This is a genomic window from Pseudomonas sp. M2(2023), assembly GCF_030263955.1.
Lineage (GTDB): Bacteria > Pseudomonadota > Gammaproteobacteria > Pseudomonadales > Pseudomonadaceae > Aquipseudomonas > Aquipseudomonas asiatica.
On record NZ_CP127114.1, the window covers coordinates 2,616,210 to 2,638,317 of the forward strand.

29 protein-coding genes are annotated in these 22,108 nt (G+C 64.3%); 17 read left to right on the forward strand and 12 right to left on the reverse strand.

The genetic code is table 11. The features are described 5' to 3' along the window. Positions 1 to 6 precede the first annotated feature (6 nt). From QN085_RS12065 to QN085_RS12085, 5 genes are all read left to right on the forward strand, one after another. Positions 7 to 762, forward strand: a complete 756-nt coding sequence (locus tag QN085_RS12065; protein ID WP_024087032.1) for a class II aldolase/adducin family protein — start codon at positions 7 to 9, stop codon at positions 760 to 762. Positions 763 to 908: 146 nt separating this feature from the next. After that, the gene (locus QN085_RS12070) at positions 909 to 1,793 is read left to right on the forward strand and encodes an EamA family transporter (protein WP_023663280.1); all 885 of its coding nucleotides are present in this window, start codon (positions 909 to 911) and stop codon (positions 1,791 to 1,793) included. A gap of 79 nt (positions 1,794 to 1,872) precedes the next feature. Continuing rightward, the gene (locus QN085_RS12075) at positions 1,873 to 2,193 is read left to right on the forward strand and encodes a YbjQ family protein (protein ID WP_003258990.1); all 321 of its coding nucleotides are present in this window, start codon (positions 1,873 to 1,875) and stop codon (positions 2,191 to 2,193) included. A 138-nt stretch (positions 2,194 to 2,331) separates the two neighbouring features. Next, entirely contained in the window at positions 2,332 to 2,520 is a 189-nt protein-coding gene (locus tag QN085_RS12080) for a hypothetical protein (protein WP_023663279.1), read from the forward strand. Between the two features lie 140 nt (positions 2,521 to 2,660). Further along, on the forward strand, positions 2,661 to 2,972 hold the full coding sequence (locus QN085_RS12085; RefSeq protein ID WP_023663278.1) for a hypothetical protein: 312 nt from the start codon (positions 2,661 to 2,663) through the stop codon (positions 2,970 to 2,972). Between the two features lie 46 nt (positions 2,973 to 3,018). Here the strand turns inward: QN085_RS12085 and QN085_RS12090 are convergent, their stop codons facing one another. Next, positions 3,019 to 3,351 carry a hypothetical protein gene (locus tag QN085_RS12090; protein ID WP_013972474.1) on the reverse strand — a complete coding sequence of 111 codons (333 nt, stop codon included), beginning with the start codon at positions 3,349 to 3,351 and terminating at the stop codon, positions 3,019 to 3,021. Positions 3,352 to 3,652: 301 nt separating this feature from the next. Continuing rightward, positions 3,653 to 4,795 carry a class C beta-lactamase gene (gene ampC, locus QN085_RS12095; RefSeq protein WP_023663276.1) on the reverse strand — a complete coding sequence of 381 codons (1,143 nt, stop codon included), beginning with the start codon at positions 4,793 to 4,795 and terminating at the stop codon, positions 3,653 to 3,655. A 119-nt stretch (positions 4,796 to 4,914) separates the two neighbouring features. Here ampC and QN085_RS12100 point away from each other — a divergent pair, with 119 nt between their 5' ends. Further along, a complete protein-coding gene (locus tag QN085_RS12100; RefSeq protein WP_023663275.1) occupies positions 4,915 to 5,907 on the forward strand; it encodes a bile acid:sodium symporter family protein in 993 nt (330 codons plus the stop codon). A 62-nt stretch (positions 5,908 to 5,969) separates the two neighbouring features. Here QN085_RS12100 and QN085_RS12105 read toward each other — a convergent pair whose 3' ends face one another. Together QN085_RS12105 and QN085_RS12110 are read right to left on the reverse strand one after the other, a co-directional pair. Continuing rightward, on the reverse strand, positions 5,970 to 6,563 hold the full coding sequence (locus QN085_RS12105; protein ID WP_024087033.1) for an eCIS core domain-containing protein: 594 nt from the start codon (positions 6,561 to 6,563) through the stop codon (positions 5,970 to 5,972). After that, positions 6,550 to 7,113, reverse strand: coding sequence for a TetR/AcrR family transcriptional regulator (locus tag QN085_RS12110; protein ID WP_013972477.1), 564 nt, complete (start codon positions 7,111 to 7,113; stop codon positions 6,550 to 6,552). Before QN085_RS12110 ends, QN085_RS12105 begins: the two co-directional genes overlap by 14 nt. Positions 7,114 to 7,202: 89 nt before the next feature. Here QN085_RS12110 and QN085_RS12115 point away from each other — a divergent pair, with 89 nt between their 5' ends. Next, a complete protein-coding gene (locus QN085_RS12115; protein WP_041506055.1) occupies positions 7,203 to 7,934 on the forward strand; it encodes an SDR family oxidoreductase in 732 nt (243 codons plus the stop codon). Positions 7,935 to 7,965: 31 nt separating this feature from the next. Continuing rightward, a complete protein-coding gene (locus QN085_RS12120) occupies positions 7,966 to 8,577 on the forward strand; it encodes a 2-hydroxychromene-2-carboxylate isomerase (protein ID WP_023663027.1) in 612 nt (203 codons plus the stop codon). A gap of 94 nt (positions 8,578 to 8,671) precedes the next feature. On the opposite strand, the gene QN085_RS12125 is transcribed toward QN085_RS12120, so the two are convergent. The 4 genes from QN085_RS12125 to QN085_RS12140 all read right to left on the reverse strand — a co-directional run bounded on the left by QN085_RS12125 (position 8,672) and on the right by QN085_RS12140 (position 12,171). Further along, complete coding sequence (locus QN085_RS12125; protein ID WP_003248033.1) at positions 8,672 to 9,217, reverse strand: cupin domain-containing protein; 546 nt, start codon at positions 9,215 to 9,217, stop codon at positions 8,672 to 8,674. A gap of 81 nt (positions 9,218 to 9,298) precedes the next feature. After that, entirely contained in the window at positions 9,299 to 10,504 is a 1,206-nt protein-coding gene (locus QN085_RS12130; protein ID WP_041506054.1) for an MFS transporter, read from the reverse strand. A gap of 84 nt (positions 10,505 to 10,588) precedes the next feature. After that, entirely contained in the window at positions 10,589 to 11,122 is a 534-nt protein-coding gene (locus QN085_RS12135) for a cytochrome b (RefSeq protein WP_015270187.1), read from the reverse strand. Further along, positions 11,119 to 12,171: a catalase family peroxidase gene (locus tag QN085_RS12140; protein WP_285691004.1), complete on the reverse strand. Its 1,053-nt coding sequence runs from the start codon at positions 12,169 to 12,171 to the stop codon at positions 11,119 to 11,121. The genes QN085_RS12135 and QN085_RS12140 overlap by 4 nt, the downstream gene beginning before the upstream one ends. Positions 12,172 to 12,295: 124 nt before the next feature. Between QN085_RS12140 and QN085_RS12145 the strand changes: the two genes are divergently transcribed. Continuing rightward, positions 12,296 to 12,817 (forward strand): sigma-70 family RNA polymerase sigma factor, encoded by a 522-nt coding sequence (locus QN085_RS12145; RefSeq protein ID WP_013972484.1) that lies wholly within the window; start codon positions 12,296 to 12,298, stop codon positions 12,815 to 12,817. After that, a complete protein-coding gene (locus QN085_RS12150) occupies positions 12,814 to 13,560 on the forward strand; it encodes an anti-sigma factor family protein (RefSeq protein ID WP_038409606.1) in 747 nt (248 codons plus the stop codon). Before QN085_RS12145 ends, QN085_RS12150 begins: the two co-directional genes overlap by 4 nt. A 107-nt stretch (positions 13,561 to 13,667) precedes the next feature. On the opposite strand, the gene QN085_RS12155 is transcribed toward QN085_RS12150, so the two are convergent. After that, a complete protein-coding gene (locus QN085_RS12155; RefSeq protein ID WP_013972486.1) occupies positions 13,668 to 14,675 on the reverse strand; it encodes a GlxA family transcriptional regulator in 1,008 nt (335 codons plus the stop codon). A 160-nt stretch (positions 14,676 to 14,835) separates the two neighbouring features. Here QN085_RS12155 and QN085_RS12160 point away from each other — a divergent pair, with 160 nt between their 5' ends. Continuing rightward, positions 14,836 to 15,306 carry a hypothetical protein gene (locus QN085_RS12160; protein ID WP_013972487.1) on the forward strand — a complete coding sequence of 157 codons (471 nt, stop codon included), beginning with the start codon at positions 14,836 to 14,838 and terminating at the stop codon, positions 15,304 to 15,306. Positions 15,307 to 15,416: 110 nt separating this feature from the next. Then, entirely contained in the window at positions 15,417 to 15,629 is a 213-nt protein-coding gene (locus tag QN085_RS12165; protein WP_013972488.1) for a PLDc N-terminal domain-containing protein, read from the forward strand. Between the two features lie 44 nt (positions 15,630 to 15,673). Here QN085_RS12165 and QN085_RS12170 read toward each other — a convergent pair whose 3' ends face one another. After that, positions 15,674 to 15,997: a hypothetical protein gene (locus QN085_RS12170; protein WP_013972489.1), complete on the reverse strand. Its 324-nt coding sequence runs from the start codon at positions 15,995 to 15,997 to the stop codon at positions 15,674 to 15,676. Positions 15,998 to 16,208: 211 nt separating this feature from the next. On the opposite strand from QN085_RS12170, the gene QN085_RS12175 reads away from it, so the two are divergent. Further along, positions 16,209 to 16,619 carry a RidA family protein gene (locus QN085_RS12175; protein ID WP_023663024.1) on the forward strand — a complete coding sequence of 137 codons (411 nt, stop codon included), beginning with the start codon at positions 16,209 to 16,211 and terminating at the stop codon, positions 16,617 to 16,619. Between the two features lie 108 nt (positions 16,620 to 16,727). Then, entirely contained in the window at positions 16,728 to 17,600 is an 873-nt protein-coding gene (locus QN085_RS12180) for a DMT family transporter (protein WP_038409607.1), read from the forward strand. Here QN085_RS12180 and QN085_RS12185 read toward each other — a convergent pair. Both QN085_RS12185 and QN085_RS12190 read right to left on the reverse strand, forming a co-directional pair. Continuing rightward, positions 17,597 to 18,316, reverse strand: coding sequence for a TorF family putative porin (locus QN085_RS12185; RefSeq protein WP_023663023.1), 720 nt, complete (start codon positions 18,314 to 18,316; stop codon positions 17,597 to 17,599). The two genes, QN085_RS12180 and QN085_RS12185, sit on opposite strands and share 4 nt — an antisense overlap. Before the next feature lie 81 nt (positions 18,317 to 18,397). Next, positions 18,398 to 18,649, reverse strand: coding sequence for a hypothetical protein (locus QN085_RS12190; RefSeq protein ID WP_013972493.1), 252 nt, complete (start codon positions 18,647 to 18,649; stop codon positions 18,398 to 18,400). Between the two features lie 122 nt (positions 18,650 to 18,771). Between QN085_RS12190 and QN085_RS12195 the strand changes: the two genes are divergently transcribed. The 3 genes from QN085_RS12195 to QN085_RS12205 all read left to right on the forward strand — a co-directional run bounded on the left by QN085_RS12195 (position 18,772) and on the right by QN085_RS12205 (position 22,105). Continuing rightward, positions 18,772 to 19,431: a VIT1/CCC1 transporter family protein gene (locus QN085_RS12195; protein WP_013972494.1), complete on the forward strand. Its 660-nt coding sequence runs from the start codon at positions 18,772 to 18,774 to the stop codon at positions 19,429 to 19,431. 326 nt (positions 19,432 to 19,757) lie between these two features. Beyond that, positions 19,758 to 21,215, forward strand: a complete 1,458-nt coding sequence (locus QN085_RS12200) for a DUF3300 domain-containing protein (RefSeq protein WP_013972495.1) — start codon at positions 19,758 to 19,760, stop codon at positions 21,213 to 21,215. Next, positions 21,212 to 22,105 (forward strand): DUF2950 domain-containing protein, encoded by an 894-nt coding sequence (locus QN085_RS12205; RefSeq protein WP_023660937.1) that lies wholly within the window; start codon positions 21,212 to 21,214, stop codon positions 22,103 to 22,105. The genes QN085_RS12200 and QN085_RS12205 overlap by 4 nt, the downstream gene beginning before the upstream one ends. Positions 22,106 to 22,108: the final 3 nt, after the last annotated feature.

Here is a 22,108-nt window from a genome sequence, read left to right on the forward strand (position 1 = left end):
ACGATGATGACCACAACGGAACAAAGCCTGCGCCAGGAGCTGGCCGCCTGCTATCGGCTGATCGCCCATTTCCGCATGAGCGACCTGATCTTCACCCATATTTCCCTGCGCCTGCCGGGGCCGGAGCACCACTTCCTGATCAATCCGTACGGCTTGCTGTTCGATGAGATCACGGCCTCCAGCCTGGTGAAGATCGACCTGCAGGGCCGGCCGGTTGAAGCGACGCCGCACCCGGTCAACCCGGCCGGTTTCGTCATCCACAGCGCCATCCATGCTGCCCGCGAGGATGCCCATTGTGTGTTGCACACCCACACCCGGGCAGGTTGTGCGGTGGCGGCGCTGGAATGTGGGCTGCTACCGCTCAACCAGATGTCCATGGAGTTTTATGGCAAGGTGGCATACCACGCCTATGAAGGGATTGCGCTGGACATGGATGAGCAGCGAAGGCTGGTAGCCGACTTGGGCGAGAAGCCAGTGATGATTCTGCGCAACCATGGCCTGCTGACTACCGGGCGCAGCGTGGCCGAAGCATTCCTGCGCATGTACTACCTGGAAAAGGCCTGCGAGATCCAGTTGGCGGCGCAGAGTGCGGGGCAGGTGATTTTGCCGCCGGCCGAAGTGTGTCGGCATACCGAGCGGCAGTTCAATGATCCGGGACGGGGGTTGAAGCAGGGCGAGCTGGCGGATCCGGATGCGTTGCAGCTGGCATGGGCGGCATTGTTGCGGATGCTGGAAAAGGTTGCACCTGGATACCGGAGCTGACGCGCTCCACCAATCACCTCGGCAACCCTTGCACGATAACAGTCACTGTTGCGCACCTCTGGGCCGCAACTGTGCTGGTCCCTGTCAAAGGAATAGCCTTATGCTGTAACGAAATATGTCTAGAAAGCTTGAAGAAGGATGTCGCAATGCCACTCAAGGATCTGCTCATCGCCCTGGTGGTGATTGTCGCCTGGGGAGTCAACTTCGTGGTCATCAAGGTTGGCCTCGATGGCTTGCCGCCGATGTTGCTGGGGGCATTGCGCTTCTTGTTGGTGGCGTTCCCGGCGATCTTGCTGGTCAAGCGGCCGAAGTTGCCCTGGCGCTGGCTGATCGCCTACGGCGCGACCATTTCGTTGGGCCAGTTCGCTTTCCTGTTCCAGGCCATGTACAGCGGCATGCCGCCAGGGCTGGCCTCGCTGATCCTGCAATCGCAGGCGTTCTTCACCCTCGGCTTCGCCGCGTTGTTCCTCGGCGAGCGGCTGCGCCTGGCCAGCGTACTGGGGCTGCTGGTGGCCGCCAGCGGCCTGGCGCTTATCGGCAGCGAAGACGGCGGCCATGTACCGATGTTGGCGCTGGTACTGACCCTGTGTGCCGGCGCCATGTGGGGCATGGGCAACATCATCACCCGGCGCTTTGGCTCGGTTGACCTGGTGGCGCTGGTTATCTGGGGCGGGCTGATCCCGCCACTGCCGTTCCTTGCGTTGTCCTGGTGGCTGGAGGGGCCGGAGCGCATCGGCCACGCCATTGCCAATATCAGCTGGAGTTCGGTATTGGCCCTGGCTTACCTGGCGTTTGTCGCCACCATGCTCGGCTACAGCCTGTGGAGCAAGTTGCTGTCGCGCCACCCGGCCGGCAAGGTGGCGCCGTTCTCGCTGCTGGTGCCTGTGATAGGCCTGAGTTCGTCGGCGTTGTTGCTGGGCGAGCGTCTGACCGCGACCCAGGGCTGGGGCGCATTGCTGGTGATGGCCGGGTTGCTGGTGAACGTGTTTGGCGCAAGGCTTGGGCGCCGTTTAAGGGCTGTCAGCGCGTAGCCGCTCCCACAAATGCGCGTTGCAAACAGGGTGCTCTGTTAGAATCGGCCTCTTTTGCCAGGCCAATGGAGCGCACCCCATGATCATTTCCACCACCAGCCAGCTCGAAGGCCGCCCGATTGCCGAATACCTGGGTGTGGTCAGCTCCGAATCGGTGCAGGGCATCAATTTCGTGCGCGATTTCTTTGCACGTTTTCGCGACTTCTTCGGCGGGCGTTCGCAAACCCTGGAAAGCGCACTGCGCGAAGCCCGCGAGCAGGCCACCGAAGAACTGAAGGCGCGGGCACGCCAGTTGCAAGCCGATGCGGTAGTGGGAGTGGATTTCGAGATCAGCATGCCGTCGGTACAGGGCGGCATGGTCGTTGTATTTGCTACTGGTACAGCGGTGCGCCTGAAGTAGAGCGTCTGCCGCTGGTCGGGTCCAAGGCTTCGGTCTGGGCGGTCCGCAAATGACCAGCTAGTCTCACTTTCACAGGTCGCGTTTGGTAGAGCAACTGTTCTGGTTGCCGACGCGTCCGCCACTGGAGGGAGACAGGGCATGAGCGAATCCTTTTTCGAAGACCTGAACGACGCGTTCCCGATCAACAGCCAGGTGCGTTGCGGCCAAGCGGCATTTCGCCTGGGCTTCGCCCACATGACGCTGGATGATTCCGAACAGCTCCAGCCTGCACATCTGCAGCGCAGCAAAAAAGGCCGCTTCATGCCGCGGGTTCCGCTCAGGAAGTGATCCCGCTCCAGCACAACCCCGCCGAATGGCGGGGTTTTTATTGCCATTTCTTGATCCGCCTCATGGCATTGCCGGGTTGCGCTCGCAGGATGGCCAAGGCTGTGGTTTTCTTGCGCGGCATTCCAGCAACGGAGGATTGAATGCTCATGCGAGTCAGGGAAGAGACCTATTGGCAATGGGCCGACGCACAGCTGCACAGCCGCTGCCACGACGAAGCACTCAGTGACGGCACCACGCTCGACGTGCAGGTGCGCCTGTCGCGCCTGGGGGCGACCCAACTGTTTTTGGGGTTGTACGCCGGTGATGGGCGAGCGTTGCTGGAGGAGTATTACCCCGCACGCCCAGGGGAGACCATGACCCGCGCCCTGGTGTGGGGTGTAGACCGCGCCCGGGCGATGGCAACCGGCGCCTTGCCGCTGCCGGAACCCCGCAGCCAGCGGCGCCAGGCATGAAAAAGCCCGGCCTGTGCGGGCCGGGCTCTGGTAAAGGTGGGAACCCTCAGTTGAGCGGTTCGATCACCTTGACTGACTGCTGCTCACGGGCAGCGGGCCATTCTTGTTGCAGGGTCTGCAGAACGCGGCCGACGAACTCGGTGTCGGCGGCGGCCTTCTTGCCGACGTAGCCTTGGCCACGGCGGTAGACCTTGAAGCGGGCACGCATGCTGGGTAGGTGCTCTTCGAATTCATCTTCGACGGTGTTCGGTGGCAGGCGGTCGAGGCGCACTTCACCGGTCTGGCTTACCCACAGCAGATGGTCGTCAAGGCTGTCCTTGCGTACGGCGAACAGCTGGGCCAATTGGTCGATAGTCGGATTGTTGTTCAAGTTCATCATAAAGCCCCCATTACCCATTCGTAGGTGATTTTTCACAGTTGGCGCTACTACGGTGTAGCGCACTACCAAGGCTGCTACAGCAGCATCGCAACAGGGGCTTTCTCACGCTGCCTTTTGGACAGTTTCCCTCTCCACGGACGGCCTGCGTTACCGCGCAGGCCGTCTGGAACACCCTTGCCACCGCTCCCGATCAGGGAGACGGCTTCATCATGCCCAAGGGCGATGAACGGCGTCAACCATTTTGTAGTGAATATTTTTCCTCACTACATTGTGTCGTTTTGTTCGACAATCGCTGCCCGCACTACAGCCCGGAGAGAATGTCGAAGGCTGCGCGCACCCGGGCTTCGTTCGGGTAGTTTCGGTTGGCCAGCAACACCACGGCCAGTTGTTCGGCGGGCACGAACGCGGCGTAGGCGCCGAATCCATTGGTCGAGCCGGTCTTGTTGTACCAGGCTGCCGGCAGCGGCGGCAGGGCTGGTTGCAAGCGTGTGGTTGCCTGCGGTTCACGGATTAGCTGCGGGCCGTTGCCATCGATCAGTGTGGCCAGCGTGACCGGGTAGGGGTAACGCTCCCAGCCCAGGCCCTGGGTCATGGCGCCGACCTGGAAGTAGCCCCGCTGGGTGATGGCCGTGGCTTGTGCCAGCGCCGGTGGCAACCCCTCCGGCTGCATGTGGAGGCGCACATAGCGCAGCAGGTCGCTGGCGCTGGTCTTGATGCCGTAGGCTTCGTCGGCGTAAGGGCCGGGGCCGACACGCACCGGCTTGTCGGCACTGTCGTAACCTTGGGCATACAACCCCTGGGCGCTGGCCGGGACCTGCAGATAGGTGTTTCGCAGGCCCATCTGTATCAGCAGGCCCTCGCTCATCAGCGTGGAAAACGGCTGATGCTGCGCGCGGGCGGCCAGGTCACCGAACAAGCCCAGGCTGGGGTTCGAGTAGCAGCGCTGGGTGCCGGGTTTGGCGCGGGGTTGCCAGTGACGGAAGAAATCGACCACCTGCTGCGGCGTCTGCACCGCATCCGGGAACTGCAACGGCAGGCAGTCGGCACTATAGGCGCCCAGCTCCAGCACGCTTGCGTCGCCGATGGGGGCGCCGGCAAGGGCCGGGTGATAGCGCTTGGCCGGGGCATCGAGGTCCAGCTTGCCTTCGGCACTGGCCAGTGCGGCCAGGGTGGCGGTGTAGGTCTTGCTCAGCGAACCGATCTCGAACAGCGTGTCGCGGCTGACCGGCACATTGTCGGCCTTGCTGGCCACGCCATAGCTGAAGTAGTGCGCGTGGTTGCGAGCATAGATGGCCACGGCCATACCGGTGATGCCTTGCTCCTGCATGAGCGGGCGGATGATCTGGTCGACCTTGGCCTGCAACTGGTCGTCGGCCTGGGCGGCACTGTAGCCCAGGGTGAGAGTGATGGCGGCTGCAAGTGCAGCCAGGCGGGAGAGGGGCATGAGCGGGTCCTGTGCTGGAGCGTGTCCGTTGAGCGACACCGGTGGGGGTTCCGGCGTTAGCGGCGAAAAACCGAAGACCTTATCGTCTGCCCTTGCACAATGACAAGACGGAAACTGTGATGAAGTATTTGCGCATGTTATTCGACAATTTCACCCTGGCCTTGCTCGGGGTGGTGCTGATTGCCACCGTGCTGCCTTGCTCGGGCGACGGCGCGGTGTATTTTGGTTGGCTGACCAACCTGGCCATCGGCCTGCTGTTCTTCCTGCACGGCGCCAAGCTGTCGCGCGAGGCGATCATCGCCGGAGCGGGGCACTGGCGCCTGCACTTGCTGGTGTTCTCCTGCACCTTCGTGCTGTTCCCGCTGCTGGGCCTGGCGTTCAAGCCACTGTTCGTGCCGCTGGTGGGCAACGAACTTTACCTGGGCGTGCTCTACCTGTGTGCCTTGCCGGCTACCGTGCAGTCGGCCATCGCCTTCACTTCGCTGGCGCGTGGTAACGTGCCGGCGGCCATTTGCAGTGCGGCGGCATCCAGCCTGCTGGGTATCTTCCTCACGCCGTTGCTGGTAATGATGTTGCTGGGGGCCAGCGGTGATACTGGTTCTGGTCTGGATGCGGTGCTGAAGATCACCCTGCAGCTGCTGGTGCCGTTCGTGGCCGGGCAGGTCGCCCGGCGCTGGATCGGTGCCTGGGTCAAGCGCAATGCGCGCTGGCTCAAGGTGGTGGACCAGGGTTCGATCCTGCTGGTGGTCTACACCGCGTTCAGCGAGGCGGTGGTCACCGGGCTGTGGCACACGGTATCGCCGCAGCACCTGGCCGGGTTGTTTGCCGTGTGCGGAATCTTGTTGGCGGTGGTGTTGTACGGTACCCGGCTGCTCGGCAAGCTGGCGGGCTTTGACCTGGAGGACCGCATTACCATCCTGTTCGCCGGTTCGAAGAAGAGCCTGGCCACCGGGGTGCCAATGGCGCAGGTGCTGTTCGTCGGCAGTGGCATTGGCGCGATGATCCTGCCGCTGATGCTGTTCCACCAGATTCAGCTGATGGTCTGTGCGGTGCTGGCGCAGCGTTATGCCAGCCGTGAGCAGGTGGCTGAAGAAGCTTCGGCGGCGTCCTGACACCTGGTTTGGCCACTGATGCGGTCGCCGCTCCTACACGGCGACCGCGCAATGACCAGAAATTATCTGGCCTGCCCTGAACCACGCTCGCGCAGCGCCTTGCCTACCTCGGCCTCGATCTTGTAGGCCGGCGCTTCCAGGTCGTCGTAGTTGCGCGTGTAGCGCCGGGCGAACTCTTCCACACCCAGCTGCTGATACTGCTGCACATGCTTGAGCTCATGTGCCCACAACGCCACGTTGTCCTCGGCATCGGCGGGGCGGCGGAAAATGATCGTGTCGATCAGCGTCACGGCGTTCACATCGGGGTTCTGCAGCAGCGCATTGGCCGCGCTCATTTGCTGTTCGTCACCCACCCGGAAGCGCGCCGCGTCGAGCACGGCAAAGTCGTACCAAGGTTCGAGTTGCGCACGGATATGCAACGGGATCGGCTCGACGCCGCTGGCGGTGGCTTCGTCGCGGGCCTGCTGCAAGGCGTAGGTCAGACTGGACGAAGCCAGTACTTCCACGTCCTTGAAAATCTGCCCGGCCTGGCCGGGGTCGATGGGCGCACAGAAACATCCCATCAGGCACACCTGGTATTGCCCTGGCGGGCAGGCCTGTTCGGCGAGTGCAGGCAAGCTCATCAGTAGCCCCAGCAGTAGACTAATCCGCTTCATGCAGGGCCTTCTCGACAAAGTGGCGGCTGGCGTCCAGTACCTGCGACTGCACGCTTTCCGTGGCCAGCATGCGCCCGACCAGCAAGGCACCGACGCACTGGCTGATCAGCACCCAGGCCAATTCGCTGTCTTCCAGGGTCGCGCTCCAGGCCTGGTGCAGCTCCAACAGCCAATGCTCGGCCACTGCACGCACCGGTGCTTCGGCCCGGGCAATCTCCACCCCCAATGGCGGCAGCGGGCAGCCACCTTCGGCATTGTGCAGGTGGGCCAGGCTCAGGTACTGCTGCAGGCAACGGCCCAGGCGTTCGCGACTGGCGCCCTGGTTGGTCAGGCGCGCCAGCGGGCTGTTGCACAATTCCTGCCGCACTACCTCGGTGAACAGGTCATCCTTGGACGGGAAGTGGTTGTAGAAGGCTCCGCCGGTCAGGCCGATCGCCTTCATCAGCCCGGCTACGCCGGTGCTGGAAAAGCCCCCGCGTTTGGCCAGCGCGCCGCTGCTGGCCAGCAGCCGCTCGCGGGTTTGCTGTTTGTGTTCGTTGGTGTAACGCATTCATTTGCCTCTGCAGGCGGGCTTGACGGTGGCGGCGATCATAACATAGCGTTCGTTTACTAAACGATCATTTACTAATAGAGGCTGGCATGACAGAACAACAAAAAGTGGTGCTCGTGATTGGCGCGGGGGATGCTACCGGCGGCGAGATCGCCAAGCGCTTTGCCCGCGAGGGCTACATTGCCTGTGTTACCCGGCGCCAGGCTGACAAGTTGCAGCCGCTGCTGGACGAAATCCGTGCTGCCGGCGGCCAGGCCCACGGGTTTGGCTCCGATGCGCGCAAGGAGGAGGAGGTGGCGGCGCTGGTCGAAACCATCGAGCGTGATATCGGCCCGATCGAAGCGTTTGTGTTCAATATCGGTGCCAATGTGCCCTGTAGCATTCTTGAGGAAACCCCGCGCAAGTACTTCAAGATCTGGGAGATGGCCTGTTTTGCCGGTTTCCTCACCGCCCAGGCGGTGGCCCGGCGCATGATCCAGCGCGAGCGTGGCACCATCCTGTTCACCGGCGCCACCGCTGGCACTCGTGGCGCGGCGGGCTTTGCGGCATTCGCCGGGGCCAAGCACGCTTTGCGCGCCCTGGCCCAGAGCATGGCGCGCGAGCTGGGGCCGCGGAACATCCATGTCGCCCACGTGGTGGTTGACGGGGCCATCGACACCGCCTTCATCCGTGACACTTTCCCCGAGCGCTACGCCCTCAAGGGCCAGGATGGCATCCTCGACCCGGCCCACATCGCCGACAGCTACTGGTTCCTGCATGCCCAGCCCCGCGACGCCTGGACCTTCGAGCTGGACCTGCGCCCCTGGATGGAACGTTGGTAAGCCCCTTTCACCGAGCAAGGACCGTAACCACATGAACAAGACTGTCGATTTCTTTTTTGACCTGGGCAGCCCGGCCAGCTATCTGGCCTGGACTCAACTGCCTGGGCTGTGTGCCCGCCAGGGTGCCACGCTGCGTTACCGGCCGATGCTGCTGGGCGGAGTTTTCCAGGCTACCGGTAATGCTTCGCCGGTGATGATCCCGGCCAAGGGCCGTTACATGTTCACCGACCTGGCGCGCTTCGCCGAGCGCTACGGGGTACCGTTCGGGTTGCCGCCGGGGTTCCCGGTCAATACCTTGACCCTGATGCGCGGGGCAATGGGCACCCAGCTGCGTTCGCCGGAGCGGTTCGAGGCGTTGCTGGCGGTGCTGTTCAATGGGCTGTTTGCGCAGCGCCGCAACCTGGGCGATAACGCCGTCCTCGACGACACGCTGAGCCAAGGCGGCTTCGACCCGCAGGCATTTCGCGCGCTGGCGGGTGATGACGAGGTGAAGGCCGCGCTCAGGCACGCGACCGAAGCTGCAGTGGAGCGCGGGGTGTTCGGCGCGCCGACCTGTTTTGTCGGTGACGAGATGTTCTTCGGGCAGGACCGTTTGGACTTTGTCGAAGAGGCCCTGCGTCAGGGCGCCGGCAGCCCTACCTGAAGGCGCCTCTCCCACAGGGTTGGCGCGTTTCCTGTGGGAGCGGCTTCAGCCGCGAACACCGGCAAAGCCGGTGCCATCTCCATGCATAAAGCAGTCAGAAGTTCGCCGGGGTGTTGGCGCTGATGATTTCGGCCTCGTCCGGGCCGATGTTCTTGAAACTGTGCGGCAGGGTAGTGGGGATGTAGTAACCGTCGCCCGAGTTGAGCACGCTTACCTGGCCATCGACCCACAACTCGACGGTGCCGCGTGTGACCAGGCCACACTCCTCACCCTCGGCATGTACGATCGGCTCGCCCGAATCGGCACCCGGTGCATACAGTTCACGCAGCATGCGCATCTGCCGGCCTTCGACGCTGGCGCCAACCAGCAGCATGCGCAGGCCGTTGCGGCCCAGATCTGGCTGCTCGCCGCCACGGAACACGTAGCGCTCTTCGCGCACCGGCTCGTCGAAACTGAAGAACTCCGCCAGGCTCATCGGAATGCCTTCGAGCAGTTTTTTCAGGGAGCTGACCGAAGGGCTGACGCGATTCTGCTCGATCTGCGAGATCGTCGAATTGGTCAGCCCGCTGCGGCGGGCCAGTTCCCGTTGGGAGAGGTTGTTGCGTTCACGCACCAGTTTGAGTCGCGTCCCCGTGTCCATAGCCGCCTTGTAATCAGAGGTGTCAATAATAATGAGCGATGCGCATTAAAACACACTCTGCGCGCTTGCGCGCTGTGCTTGTCAGGCCCGCTGATCGCGCGGCATCGGCCATGACCCGACCAGCAGCAACAGCGCCGCCACCGCCAGGAATGGCAAGCGAGGATCGACGGCATATACCAAGGTGCCGGCCAGCGGCCCGATCACTGCACCCATGCCCTGGGCAGCACCGATGGACCCGGCCGTGGCGCCTTGCTCGGAGGCGTGCATGGCATTGGCCGCCAGCGCCGAAAACGCCGGGAAGACAAAGCCCATGCCCGCCGCCGCGACAAAGTAGCAAGCCCAAAGCCATGGCGCCGTGGTGGCCAGCGAGCCGCAGGCAAAGCCCAGGGCCGAAACCGTGGCGCCGACCCGGATCATCTTCAACGGCGGCCATTCCAGCTGGCGCAGCAGCATCTGCGCCAGGATCAGTGCAACGCCTACCGTGGTCAGGGCGATGCCGGCAGCCTGGGCAGCCTCGGCAGGGCCCAAATGCAGGCGGTCGAGGGCAAAGAAACCGACGATGATCTGCGATACCGTGACGCTGAGCATGGCGCTGAACGCCACCAGCAAAGGCCGGCGCAGGCGTGGGTCGTTCAGGCGCACCGGGCTGGGAGCATGGCTGTGCGGCAGCGCCTGCGGCTTCAGGGTGAACAGCAGGACCAGAAAGGCACTGGCCGGCAGCAGCGACATGATATGGAACGGCAGGCTCAGGCTATGCCGCGCCAGCAGCGCTGCCAGCGCCGGCCCCACCACCAGGCCGACGGCGTTGGCCGCCCCCAGCGAGGCCATGGCCCGGGCCCGGCGTTGCGGTTCGACATGGTCGGCGATCAGCGCATTGCAGCCCACCGGGATGGCAGCATAGAAGGCGCCGATACAGCCGCGCGCGACCATCAGGCCGATGAAGGCCAGGGTCGCCCCCGGTAGCCAGCGCAGCGCACCTTCTACGAACAGGCACAGCAGCCAGTAGGCCAGGGTGAAGCCGGCGCTGCCCAGCAGCAGGATGCGCCGACGGCCCAGACGGTCTGCGGCGCGCCCCCAAGGCCGGGCCAGCAGCACCCAGACCACGCCCGCCACGGTCACGGCGGCACCGGCTTGCCAGGTGGCCATGCCGAGCTGGCGGGCGATCGGGCCGATCAGGGCGACGAAGGCCATCATCGACATGGTGCAGGCCATGTTGGCCAGCAGCAGGGGGCGCAAGTCCAGGGTACTGGCGGGTGCGAGTGTGGCAGGATCCTTTGCGACATTCATAGGGCAGTCCAGGGCGGTACGGCAAATAGAAAGCCGATCTTGTTGGGAATCGTTATCGGTGTCGAGCCCCCGGGCTGCCGAGCGTCATTGGCTGCGGCGCAGCGGGCCAGGCCACATGCTACGCAACACGCCATCGCGGCGCACCCACGCGTGCATCAAGGCCGCACCCACATGCACCAGCACCGTGGCGAACAGCAAGTAGCCAGCCCAGCCATGGGCCTGGCGCAGCACTGCATACAGTTGCAGGTCATGGGGGGCAATGGCCGGCAAGCCCAGCGGGCGGGGGTAGCCACCGGCCGAAAGCATGGCCCAGCCCAGCAGCGGCATGGCAAGCATCAGTCCGTAGAGCACCAGGTGCGAAGCCCCGGCGGCCCAGCGTTGCAGTGCAGGCAGGTCGCGCGGCAGGGCTGGGTGGGGCAGGGCCAGGCGAACGGCGATGCGCAGCAGCACCAGCACCAGCAGGGCCAGGCCGGTTGCCTTGTGCAACCCGATCAGCACGGGGTGGCGCGGCGACAGGTCGGCGACCATGCTCACACCGATGAACAACATGGCCAGGATCAGCACGGCCATCAGCCAGTGCAACAGGCGGGCGAGGGGGTGGAAGGCGTCGGTTTTCATGGGTGGGCTCCGGTGTCGAGCGATTCGCGGCTGCGGCGGTTGAAGGATTCCGAGTAGGCGGCTGAACGGGTGGCGAGAATCGGGTCGGCAGAGGCCTGGATGCCCCGGGGTAGAATCAGCGGGTCGAAGTTGATGTCGCGGCAGGCCCCTTGCTCGGGGCCGTCGACCTGTTCCAGTACCAGCGTGCCGGCGTCCACGCTGCGCCGGTCGGCAGGCCACGGGCTGGCAGGGTCGTCCACTGCATCGCCGGGTTCCGCCAGTACCAGGCGCAGCGTCCAGCGCAGCGGGCCCTGGGCCAGCCGTTGCTGCAGGTCGTGCTGCAGGAACTGTTTGTCATCGACTTGGGCAGGCAGGGCGGCAAACGCTGTCTGCGGCTCCAGTTGCCAACGCACGGGGTGGGACGCGCCGCTTGCGTCGATCAGGCGGAAGGCGTTGATGCTGTGGTACTGCGTGCTGGCGAAGCTGTTGCTGGGCTTGTACCCCGCCGCCCATTGGCGAAACGCCGCGCTTTCCGGGTGGGCGGCGAAAAACGCCTGCAGTTTGCCCGGGTCCGGTTTGCCGGTGGCCGGGTCGGGTGCCCCCGCCAGTACCTGTTCATAGAAGGCTTGTGGCGTGCTTACCGCCAGCACCGGCGGGTTGTTCATGCCGGTACGCCAGACTTGCCCGTCGTCGGTGCTCAACTCGATGGCCAGGCTGCGCACCGGTATGCCGGTATCCGGCGCGAACGGGTTGGCGCCGCCGATGGCGAAGCGGCCGATCACTGGCACCCGCGGCTGGCTGAACGCCCGCGCCGTGGACAGGCTGACGGCCTGCCCGCTGGGCTGGAAGTAGCCGCTGACGCACAGGCCCTTGGCGTGGTTCTTACGGTAACCCGGGTAATGCCCGGCCTGGGCTTCGAAGGTGTCGATGATGCGTTGTGGGGTCAGGCGGGTATCGCCAACCCAGCCGGCGGCATAGGCAAAGGCGGCGCCCGCGCCCAGCATCACGACGCCGATGGCGGCCAGGCGCAGGGCCTTGGCCGGGCCGTGCAGGGGTGAGTTCATGGTCATTGTCCGGTTCAGTGAAGGTGCCGGTACGACGGCGCAGGGAAAAACTTATTCCCTTGCCGGGAATAGATTTTCCTCGCAGGCGTCTGCCTCTTACACTGACAACCCCAGAGGCCGGGACCTTGCCATGCATGATCTGGACGACCACCAGTGGCGCGAGCTGCTGGCCCGCCTGCGCCGCTTTGCCGTGTGGCTGACCCGCGAGCCGGGCAGCGCCGACGACCTGGTACAGGCCACGGTCGAGCGGGCCTTGAGCCGGCGCGACCAGCAACGTGATGCCGATGCCCTGCGGGCCTGGCTGTTCACCATCCTTTATCGGCTGTTCCTCGATGGAAAGCGCCGCGAGCGCCTGCACGCGCGATGGCTGTCCTGGTTCGGCCGCGGCGAGCGCGATGACGAGCCGGTTGGTGGCAACCTCGAGGCCATTGTCCTGGCCCAGGCCGACCTGCAGGCTTTCGCCCGGCTCACGGCAGAACAGCGTGCGTTGTTGCTGCTGGTCAGCATTGAAGGTTTGAGCTACAAGGAGGCCGCCCAGGCCCTGGGCATCCCAATCGGCACTGTGATGTCGCGCCTGTCACGCGCCCGCAATGCCTTGCGCGAACTGACCGAGGGCAGCCCCCAGCCCCCGGCCTTGCGGAGACTGAAATGACGCGCCTGATCCCCAGCGAAGACGAACTGCACGCTTATGTCGACGAGCGCCTGGAGCCTGCGCGCCGGGCCGAGGTTCAAGCCTGGCTGGCGGCCAACCCGCAGGCTGCGGCCAAGGTCGAGGGTTGGCGTGCCGACGCCCGCCGCCTGCGTACGGCGCTGGCCGGGTTTGGCGAAGTGCCGGTGCAGCTGGACCTGGGGCAGTTGCGCAGGCAAGTGCGCCAACGCCGCCAGCGCCGCTGGGCCACGGCGGCGGTGCTGCTGCTGGCGTTTGGCGTAGGTGGCCTGGGAGGTTGGCAGGTGCGCGATGCGACCTTGGCGCGTGCCGAGCTGCCAATGGCCGATGCCGTCCAGGCGCACCGCTTGTTTGCCGGTAGCCAGACGTTGGATATCCAGGCCAGCGACCCAGGCCAGTTGCGCGACTGGCTGGGGCGCCACTTCAGCCGCGTTGGCCACTTGCCGGACCTGGCGGGCTACGGCTTCAAACCGGTGGGCGCGCGCCTGCTAAGCAACGAGCAGGGGCCGGCGGCATTGCTGGTGTTCGAGGATGGCAAGGGCCAGCGCATCAGCCTGTTCCTGCGCTCACCAGGTGATCATTATCGGCGCATGCCGGACGGGCAGCGCGTGGACGGGCAGCTGGAGGCGCGGTACTGGTCGCATGGGGCCTACAACTTTGCTCTGGTCAGCGCGGTGGACGATTTGCGTGGGGCGGGGGTGGGGGAGGCGTTGCGCTTGGGTTTGTGAGCCCGCTCTCGCCGGAATCGCGCGTGGATGCTGTGGTGATCCTGTGGGAGCGGGCGCGCCCGCGAAGAGGCCTCGCCAGGCCACACATTCCTGCCATTTTCCCCTGCTCACTCGCCCAACCGCTGCTCACGCGACGGCGGGTAGCCAAAGTAAGCCGCATAGCATTTGCTGAAGTGCGACACCGAAACAAACCCGCAGGCCACTGCCACCTCCATCACCGACAGGTCGGAATACTGCAGTAGGCGGCGGCTTTTGGTGACGCGCAACTCCATGTAGTAACGCCGCGGCGAAGTGCCCAGCTGGGCCTGGAACAGGCGGTCGATCTGTCGGCGCGAGCGCCCGCTGTAGGCGGCCAACTGGTCGAGGCTGAGGGTTTCCTCGAGGTTGTTCTCCATCAGCTCGACGATGGTGCGCAGGTGCAGGCTCATGGACTTCTTCGCGCCCGGGCCGACCTGACGATAGCGGGCACCGGAGAACGACAGGATCTCCTCGACGCCTTCGGCCAGGCCGTCGCCATACAGCCGGCGCACCAGGCCGAGCATCAGCTCCATGGCACCATTGGGGCTGGCAGCGCTGAGGCGGTCGCGGTCGAGAGTGAAGCTGGCTGGGGTGATCCGCGTCTGCGGGCTGCGCTCGGACAGGCTGGCGCGTTGCTCGGGGTGGATACTGCAGCCATAGTCGTCCAGCACCCCTGCGCGGCCGAGGAACCACGCGCCGTTCCACAAGCCGCCCAGGGCCATGCCGTGGGCCGCGCAATCGCCCAGCAGGCGGTCAAGCTCGGGGTACTTCAATGGCGTGCGCAGGCCGCCACAGATCACCAGCAGGTCCAACTCCTTCAGGGCCTCGGCGGATAACTCGGTAGCCACCAACTCCAACCCCAGGTCGCTGAGCACGCGGTCGCCTGCAAGCGACAGTGGGGTGAATCGAAAGCTGTCGGCGCGCAGCAGGTTGGCCGTGACCAGCACGTCCATGGCCACGGTGAAGCTGGCCATGGAGAAGTGTTCGAGCAATACGAAATCGACCCGATAGGGGGCTTGGGCATTGGCGCTGGTGGACTTCAGCCGCAGCATGTTGCTGGTACTGGTCTTCTTGCTGAACTGGCGTGGCGTGGGCACTCTGGACTCCGCTTCCTGGCTGGCCTTGAGAGTGTGGCGGGTGGCCGGGGGAAAGACAATCTCCCGGGTGGCCGTGTCGTATTCCAGGTCGTGTTCAGGCAACCTGTCTGGCTTGGCCCGTTGCCGCTATGCTGATGCTCCTGTCACTGAGGATACCTTGATGAAGTACGCCGCTGCCCTGTTGCTTTGCCTGATGCCATTGTTGGCCAATGCCCTGGAGCAGGGCGACAAGCTCGCCCCGTGGACGCTGCTCGACCAGTACGACCAGGCCTATAGTCTCGCCGCCGGCACGCACATCCTGCTGGTGGCGCGCGACATGGATGGTGCAAAGCTGGTGAAGGCGGCGTTGGCCGAACAGCCCAAGGGTTACCTGGAGGCGCGCGATGCGGTGTTCGTTGCCGACATCCAGCGCATGCCGGCGCTGATCAGCAAGCTGTTCGCCATCCCCGCCATGCGCGATTACAACTACCGCGTACTGCTCGACCGCGACGGGCGCGTGGCCAGCCGTTATCCAGGGCAGGATGGCCAGGTGCAGTGGTTGCAACTGGAGCAGGGCAAGCTGGTGAGCCAGCGGGCATTTGCCGATGCACCGGCGTTGAAGGCGGCGTTGGAAGCTGCACCACGGCATTGAGAGCTGTCACTGCTCCCTGTAGGAGTGGTGCCATGCCGCCAGCCAAATCAATCTGAACCCTCGGCAGCCTCTGCAACCCAACCCATTACATGCCAAATGGGAGAGCGCTCATGGAAATCGGAACGATCTGGATCATCGTCGCGGCCTTTGTAATCCTGCTGGAAATCTGGGCCATCTGGCACATCATCGGCAGTGACCGGCGCGCCGAGCGCAAGATGCTGTGGATCGTCTTCGTGGTCTACGCACCGTTCCCCGGCTTGCTGTTCTGGGCCTGGCGCGGGCCTCGGGCGGTGAAGGGCAGGGCGGTACTGCAGGAAAAATGATGGAGAACGGCCTCAGGCGCGGGGGCGCCTGAGGCCGTCGATGTTCACTTGGGCAGGATATCGAAGCGAATGGCTGACCCCAGCCCGTCCACCATCAGGCAACCGTAGAACTTCACGGTCGACAGCACACACAGATGCTTGAGCGCTTCATGGATGTAATCGTGAAGCAGCTTTTCGGCATCGCGCCTGCGGTCTGCGAGCGTGGTGCTGCTGAGAGTGATCACCCCGAGCAAGGTGGTTTCAATGTGTTCGACGGTGTCCAGGCCAATTTTTTCGCGCAGGTGCAGGCGCGCCTTTGCCGCATCGTCTTCATTTCGTGCGGTTTTGGGCTTGATGGTATAAGCCAGCTGAAAATCATATTTGCTCATCGCTTTATCCTTGATACGTGCAGGCCTCCATGCCGGGCCTCGCAATCTAGCGCCTGGCAGCCACCGCGCATACAAACGCGTGGTTCACGCAAGCCAGCGCGCTGTGCGAAACGTCCTACGCAGGCAAGCCCGTTTTTACGATGCATGCTTGACCTCGAGTTAACTCAAGGTTCGATACTCCGTCCCTCTTCCAACTGATCGAGGGTTTACCGTGAGCCATTCAACCGCGTTCCAGCTGAGCAACCCCGAAGGCCTGTACGACCCCAGCGGCAATGCCTACTCTCATGTCGCCGAGGTTCATGCCGATAGCCGCCTGTTGTTCATCGCCGGCCAGGGCGGGGAGGACCGCAACGGGCAGCTGTCGCCGCTGTTCGCCGAGCAGGCGCGCCAGGCACTGGCCAACCTTGAGATTGCCCTGGCGTCGAAAGGCGCCAGCTTGGCCCATGTGTTCAAGCTGACCCTGCTGATCGTCGAGCATTCCGAAATGCGACTGCATGAATGGGTAGCCGAGGCTGACAGGGCCTGGGGCCGTTGCATGAAACCGACCTGCACGCTGATACCGGTACCCCGGTTGGCGCTGGACGGCATGCTGGTGGAGATCGAGGCAGTGGCGGCTGTATAGGTCCGGGCGATTCGGTGGTGGCGGCAGATAAGCGCTATGTTGTATATCGGTGCTGGCCCAACCAGCACGGCCGCTATAACAACAATTGACCTCAAAGGTGACCACACCATGAGCACCGGCACCACCACGCTTGCCGACCCCAAGGCTCGGGCCTGGATCTGGCCGGCACTTTTCAGCCTGGTGGCCTTCGCTGCCAACTCGGTATTCTGCCGGCTCGCGCTGAAGGATGGGGCCATCGACCCAGCCTCCTTCACCGTGGTGCGCCTGGCCAGTGGTGCACTGTTCCTGCTGCTGTTGATCCGCCTGCGAAAACCCGCGCTTGCCATGGGGGGTAGCTGGCGCGGCGGCTTGGCCCTGTTCCTCTATGCATTCCTGTTTTCTGCGGCATATCTGCAACTGGGCGCAGGCGCGGGTGCGTTGCTGCTGTTCGGCGCGGTGCAGATCACCATGTTCGGCTTCGCCTGGTACAAAGGCGAACAAATCACCGCGCGGATGCTGCTGGGCATGCTGATCGCCTTCGTCGGCCTGCTGGTGCTGCTGTTGCCCGGTACTGCGGCGCCACCTTTTGCCAGCGCCTTGCTGATGGCCCTGTCTGGCGTGGCCTGGGGCGTTTACACGCTGCTGGGCAAAGGTTCACCCAGGCCGCTGGCCGACACTGCCGGCAATTTCACCCGGAGCCTGCCGTGCCTGGTGCTGCTGGCGCCGATGCTGTTGCTGGGCGCCGACTTGCACCTGAGCCCGCTCGGCGTGCTGTATGCGCTGGGTTCTGGTGTGCTGGCGTCCGGTGCTGGCTATGCCGTGTGGTACGGCGTGGTCAGGCAAGTCAGCGCGCAGCAGGCGGCGACCATGCAGCTCAGCGTCCCGGTGATCGCGGCGTTGGGCGGGGTTGGCCTGATCGGCGAGCCATTGTCGTTGCGCTTGCTGGTGGCCTGCGTGGTGGTGCTGGGCGGTATCGCCCTGGCGCTGGCGTCGCGCCGTTAAAAGAAACGGCGTTGCGCCTTGAGCGTGACCATGCTGTCGCAATAGGTGTTGATGCCCGAATACGCATCACACCCGCCACCACTGAGGTTTGAGTTGCTGTAGACCAGGTTCAGGTCGATGCCGAGCCAAGGCCGGGATAGTTCCAGCGACCAATCGGAAAAGGCATTCACCTCGCTGCCATCACCAATGGTGAATGGCGTACCTAGGCGGTGATGGGCGAGCTTGACGCTCAGGTCGACATCAAACAGCGGCAGTTGGCCGAAGTCGGCGAATAGCGTGGCGGTGCGGTTGTCGGGATTGTCGCGCAGCGCTCCACCGAAACGGCTGCCCAGCACCGAAACACCACCGTACAGGGCATAGCTGTCGGGGCCCGCAACGTTTGGCTGACTATAATGGATCAACCCCACCTCGTAGCCCAGGCTACTGTCGAACCGGTGCTTGTAGCCCAGGTAACTGTCCAGCCGCAGGGTGGAGTCGGGCGTCACGCCCATGCTCGGGGCGTACTGGCCAAGGTACCAGCCGCTGGGGTGGCTGAAGTCGAGGCCACCGTGGAACGCACCGATGGCGCTGGGCGATATCAGCCCCTGGGCCATACTGCGTGAGGGGGTGGTGCCGAGTGTAAAGTCGAAGTCGCCCAGTTCGCGTTTGATCTGTTGGGCCAGCAGCATGGGGCTGAACAGCAGGGCAGCACTCAGCAACAGAAGGGGCCTGGTCATGGTCTCCGTCCTGGAAGGCTTGCGGTTGAGCGGTAAAGCATACCTGTGCAGATAACGTGAGGGAACCGCCGGCTAGCCCATTCAGCCTTTGGTCGAACGGTCGGCGTCTGCAGCTTCGGTCACCACGGGCAGGTTGCCGGCACGCTGGATTACCCGCCGTTGCTGCTCGTAATCTTCCAGCGACAGGCCACGGCGTTGCAAGGCTTCCAGTTGCAGTTGACGGGTTTCTTCGGCGGTGTAGGGACGCAGTTCGGGGTGGCTGGCACAGCCGCTGGTGATGGCGATGGCAATGACGGCAAGGGTGGCGGACAGCAGGCGGGCCAAGGTGTTCATCAGATAGCTCCAGGGGCCGGTGTGGTGGGCGGCGAGTCGATGGAGCTAGGTTATTCGGCCATGTCGTTCGGCAGAAATTGCCATTCTCGATAGTGACTATCGATGGTTCCTGGGAGGGTGCGATGGGGCAAGACGAGCAACCGCGAAAATGGGGCGTGCTGGAACCGATCGACCGGATCACCGAAGTCATCTTCGGCCTGTTGATGGCGATGACCTTCATCGGCTCGCTGAGCGTGGCCACGGCAGGGCGCGAAGACGCGCGGCTGATGCTGATTGCCGCACTCGGCTGCAACCTGGCCTGGGGCCTGGCCGATGCCGTCATCTACCTGCTGCGTACCTGGACCGAACGTACCCGCAGCCGGACCTTGCTGGCCCGCTTGCAAGCAGGTGATATCAACCAGGGGCGCAGGCTGATTGCCGATACGCTGCCAGAGCGCATCGGCCTGGCACTGGATGAAGACGGGCTGGAGATGCTGCGTGGGCGCATGCTGCGTGATGCTGGCCGCCCGCTGCCGGCACGCCTGGGGCTGGATGATTTCAAGGCGGCGCTGGCCACTTTCCTGCTGGTGGTACTGGCAACTTTCCCGATGGTCATTCCGTTCCTGCTGATCGAGACCACCGGTACGGCCATCCGTGTATCGAACCTGGTCGCCCTGGCCATGCTCTTCCTTGCGGGCTGGCTGCTGGCACGCTATTCCGGTGGCCGCGCCCTGTTGACCGGCGTGGTTCTGGCGGTAGTCGGGGCGTTGCTGATCGTGGCGATCATCGCCTTGGGCGGTTGAGCACCGCCCGCTCAGTATTTCATGTCGCGGGCGCGCTCACGGCCTTGCTGTGGATACGGCCTTGTGCATGCGCCGGCCTCTTCGCGGGCACGCCCGCTCCCACAGGATCACCACAGGTTTGAACATTGTGGAGTACCTGTGGGAGCGGGCGTGCCCGCGAAAGGGCCGGTACAGTCAATTACAGATCTCAACCCAGCCCTGACATAGATTCAAAAGCAGCAACCACCCCACCCTTAGAGCGCGAAAAGTTTGCGCCCCCGTATCTGGCCAAAAGCAGCGCCATTGCTACCCTTAACCCACGCGGCCTGATCTCACGGAGAGATGCGATGCGCATGCCATTGTCAGCGGTCCTGTCGGTGATCCTGTATCTGAGTGCCACGCCCGGCCTGGTGCTGGCAGAGGATGTACCGGCCCCCGACCCGGCACCACAAACCGACACGGTCGCGGCCAAGGACCCGGTGTTCACCCAGGAGCAACTGGATCAGATGCTGGCACCCATCGCGCTGTACCCCGATGCGCTGCTGGCACAGGTATTGATGGCCTCCACTTACCCGGGGCAGGTGAGCGAAGCTGTGACCTGGTCCAAGGCCAACCCCAAGGCCACCGGCGACGATGCCGTCAAGAAGGTGGCGAACCAGCCCTGGGACCCGAGTGTACAGGCGCTGGTGGCCTTCCCGCAGGTACTGGCGACCCTGGGGCAAGACCCGGTCTGGGTGCAGCGCCTGGGTGACGCCTTCCTTGCGCAGCCCGACGATGTCATGGGCGGCGTGCAGCGCCTGCGCCACCAGGCCCAGGCCGCCGGCAACCTGCAGAGCAACCAGTACCAGAACGTGACCGTGCAGACCGCCCCGGCACCGGCCTCCAGCGGTAGCAGTACCCAGGTGGTTACGGCCAGTAGCCCGCCCACCACCATCATCATCGAGCCAGCCGACCCGCAAGTGGTGTACGTGCCCAGCTACAACCCGACCACCAGCTACGGCACCTGGGCCTACCCGGCCTCGCCGCCGGTGTATTACCCGCCACCGCCCATGTATTACCCTGGTTCTGCACTGGTGGCGGGCCTGGCCTTCGGTACCGGCGTGGCGATCGTAGCCTCGCTGTGGGGCGACTGTGACTGGGGCAACAACGACATCGACATCGACGTCAACCGCTACAACAACATCAACGCCAACAACCGCATCACCAACAACCAGAACAAATGGCAGCACAACGCCGCCAACCGCGACGGCGTGCCCTACCGCGACTCTCGCAGCCGCCAGCAGTACGGTCGCCAGCTGGACGGTGCCACCCAGCGTACTGCCTTCCGCGGTGACGACACCCAACGCGCCCAGGCGCGGGACAAGGCCCGGGCGTCGATGGACCGGGCCGGCATCGAACGTCCGGCCACCAGCAACCGCCAGGCACGCCAGCAGATGCGCGAGGCGCAGGCAGGCAATTCGGTCGGCAACCGCATGCAGCCTCGTAGCGACAACCCCAGGGCAACCGACCGTCGACAGGAAACCCGCAACACCCAGGCTCGCCAGCAGAACAGCCAGGTGAACCAGCGCAGGCAGGGCGAAGGCCAGGGGCGGCAGCTGGCACAAAATCGGCCTTCCAATACCGCTGGCCGCGCGCGTAACAATGCCTTCGACGGCGTCCGTTCACCCTCGCGCACCAGCGTGCAGGCCAGCCGTGGCCGCACCAGCCAGTCGTTCGCCCAGCGACCGAGCGCATCACGTGCCGCCGGGCACCAGATTTCCCGGCCCAGTGCGCCCGCACGCCGCGGGGGAGGTGGCCGTCGATGAACCGTCAAATGATAGCGGCACTGGTAATCGCAGCCGGTATGACATGGTCATCCCTGGCCGCTGCGCAGGAAGCCTTCCCGACACCGGAGAAGGCCGTGGAATCCTTTGTTGCGGCGCTGGGCGAGGAGAAACCTGATGAAGCCCGCCTGGCCCGGTTGCTGGGTGATGACTGGCGTGCCTACATACCGCGCGGTGGTGTGCAACGCAGTGATGTGGACACGTTCCTTGCGCAGTATCGCGCGCAGCACAGCATCAACCTGTCGGGTACAAACAAGGCCATCCTTGCGGTGGGCAGTGATCACTGGACGTTGCCTATTCCGTTGACCAAAGGCGACCAGGGTTGGCGTTTCGACCTCAAGGCCGGCAGCGCCGAAATCCGCGCCCGGCGCATTGGCCGCAACGAGCTGGGTGCCATGCAGTCGATGCTGGCCTATCACGATGCGCAAATGGAGTACGCCACCCAGGACCACAACGGCAACGGTGCGCTGGAATACGCGCAGAAGATATTCAGCGAGCCCGGCAAGCATGACGGGCTGTACTGGGACGACGATGGCGATGGCCAGGTCAGCCCGCTGGGCCCGTTGTTCGGCCAGGACCGGGTTGGCGACGACTGGTATGGCTACCACTTTCGTATCCTCGATGCACAGGGCCCATCCGCCCCTGGCGGTGCCTACAGTTACCTGATCGGCAACCAGATGAGCCGTGGCTTCGCCATGGTTGCCTGGCCGGCCAGGTACGATGACACCGGGGTGATGAGCTTCATGATCAGCCATGACGGCGAGGTGTTCGAGAAAGACCTCGGGCCGCACGGTGACAAGCTGGCCAAGGAGATGAAACGCTTCGATCCGGATGACAGTTGGAAGGTGGTGGATGTACCGACGGGGGATTGAGCC

Coding starts and splice junctions, on each gene's coding strand:
- QN085_RS12195 (WP_013972494.1), top strand. CDS start 18,772: ATGGGGCAAGACGAGCAACCGCGAAAATGGGGCGTGCTGGAACCGATC.
- QN085_RS12065 (WP_024087032.1), top strand. CDS start 7: ATGACCACAACGGAACAAAGCCTGCGCCAGGAGCTGGCCGCCTGCTAT.
- QN085_RS12135 (WP_015270187.1), bottom strand. CDS start 11,122: ATGAAAACCGACGCCTTCCACCCCCTCGCCCGCCTGTTGCACTGGCTG.
- QN085_RS12145 (WP_013972484.1), top strand. CDS start 12,296: ATGCATGATCTGGACGACCACCAGTGGCGCGAGCTGCTGGCCCGCCTG.
- QN085_RS12115 (WP_041506055.1), top strand. CDS start 7,203: ATGACAGAACAACAAAAAGTGGTGCTCGTGATTGGCGCGGGGGATGCT.
- QN085_RS12070 (WP_023663280.1), top strand. CDS start 909: ATGCCACTCAAGGATCTGCTCATCGCCCTGGTGGTGATTGTCGCCTGG.
- QN085_RS12200 (WP_013972495.1), top strand. CDS start 19,758: ATGCGCATGCCATTGTCAGCGGTCCTGTCGGTGATCCTGTATCTGAGT.
- QN085_RS12085 (WP_023663278.1), top strand. CDS start 2,661: ATGCTCATGCGAGTCAGGGAAGAGACCTATTGGCAATGGGCCGACGCA.
- QN085_RS12075 (WP_003258990.1), top strand. CDS start 1,873: ATGATCATTTCCACCACCAGCCAGCTCGAAGGCCGCCCGATTGCCGAA.
- QN085_RS12100 (WP_023663275.1), top strand. CDS start 4,915: ATGAAGTATTTGCGCATGTTATTCGACAATTTCACCCTGGCCTTGCTC.
- QN085_RS12160 (WP_013972487.1), top strand. CDS start 14,836: ATGAAGTACGCCGCTGCCCTGTTGCTTTGCCTGATGCCATTGTTGGCC.
- QN085_RS12105 (WP_024087033.1), bottom strand. CDS start 6,563: ATGAAGCGGATTAGTCTACTGCTGGGGCTACTGATGAGCTTGCCTGCA.
- QN085_RS12150 (WP_038409606.1), top strand. CDS start 12,814: ATGACGCGCCTGATCCCCAGCGAAGACGAACTGCACGCTTATGTCGAC.
- QN085_RS12140 (WP_285691004.1), bottom strand. CDS start 12,171: ATGACCATGAACTCACCCCTGCACGGCCCGGCCAAGGCCCTGCGCCTG.
- QN085_RS12110 (WP_013972477.1), bottom strand. CDS start 7,113: ATGCGTTACACCAACGAACACAAACAGCAAACCCGCGAGCGGCTGCTG.
- QN085_RS12130 (WP_041506054.1), bottom strand. CDS start 10,504: ATGAATGTCGCAAAGGATCCTGCCACACTCGCACCCGCCAGTACCCTG.
- QN085_RS12125 (WP_003248033.1), bottom strand. CDS start 9,217: ATGGACACGGGGACGCGACTCAAACTGGTGCGTGAACGCAACAACCTC.
- QN085_RS12120 (WP_023663027.1), top strand. CDS start 7,966: ATGAACAAGACTGTCGATTTCTTTTTTGACCTGGGCAGCCCGGCCAGC.
- QN085_RS12185 (WP_023663023.1), bottom strand. CDS start 18,316: ATGACCAGGCCCCTTCTGTTGCTGAGTGCTGCCCTGCTGTTCAGCCCC.
- ampC (WP_023663276.1), bottom strand. CDS start 4,795: ATGCCCCTCTCCCGCCTGGCTGCACTTGCAGCCGCCATCACTCTCACC.
- QN085_RS12190 (WP_013972493.1), bottom strand. CDS start 18,649: ATGAACACCTTGGCCCGCCTGCTGTCCGCCACCCTTGCCGTCATTGCC.
- QN085_RS12165 (WP_013972488.1), top strand. CDS start 15,417: ATGGAAATCGGAACGATCTGGATCATCGTCGCGGCCTTTGTAATCCTG.
- QN085_RS12080 (WP_023663279.1), top strand. CDS start 2,332: ATGAGCGAATCCTTTTTCGAAGACCTGAACGACGCGTTCCCGATCAAC.
- QN085_RS12180 (WP_038409607.1), top strand. CDS start 16,728: ATGAGCACCGGCACCACCACGCTTGCCGACCCCAAGGCTCGGGCCTGG.
- QN085_RS12090 (WP_013972474.1), bottom strand. CDS start 3,351: ATGATGAACTTGAACAACAATCCGACTATCGACCAATTGGCCCAGCTG.
- QN085_RS12205 (WP_023660937.1), top strand. CDS start 21,212: ATGAACCGTCAAATGATAGCGGCACTGGTAATCGCAGCCGGTATGACA.
- QN085_RS12170 (WP_013972489.1), bottom strand. CDS start 15,997: ATGAGCAAATATGATTTTCAGCTGGCTTATACCATCAAGCCCAAAACC.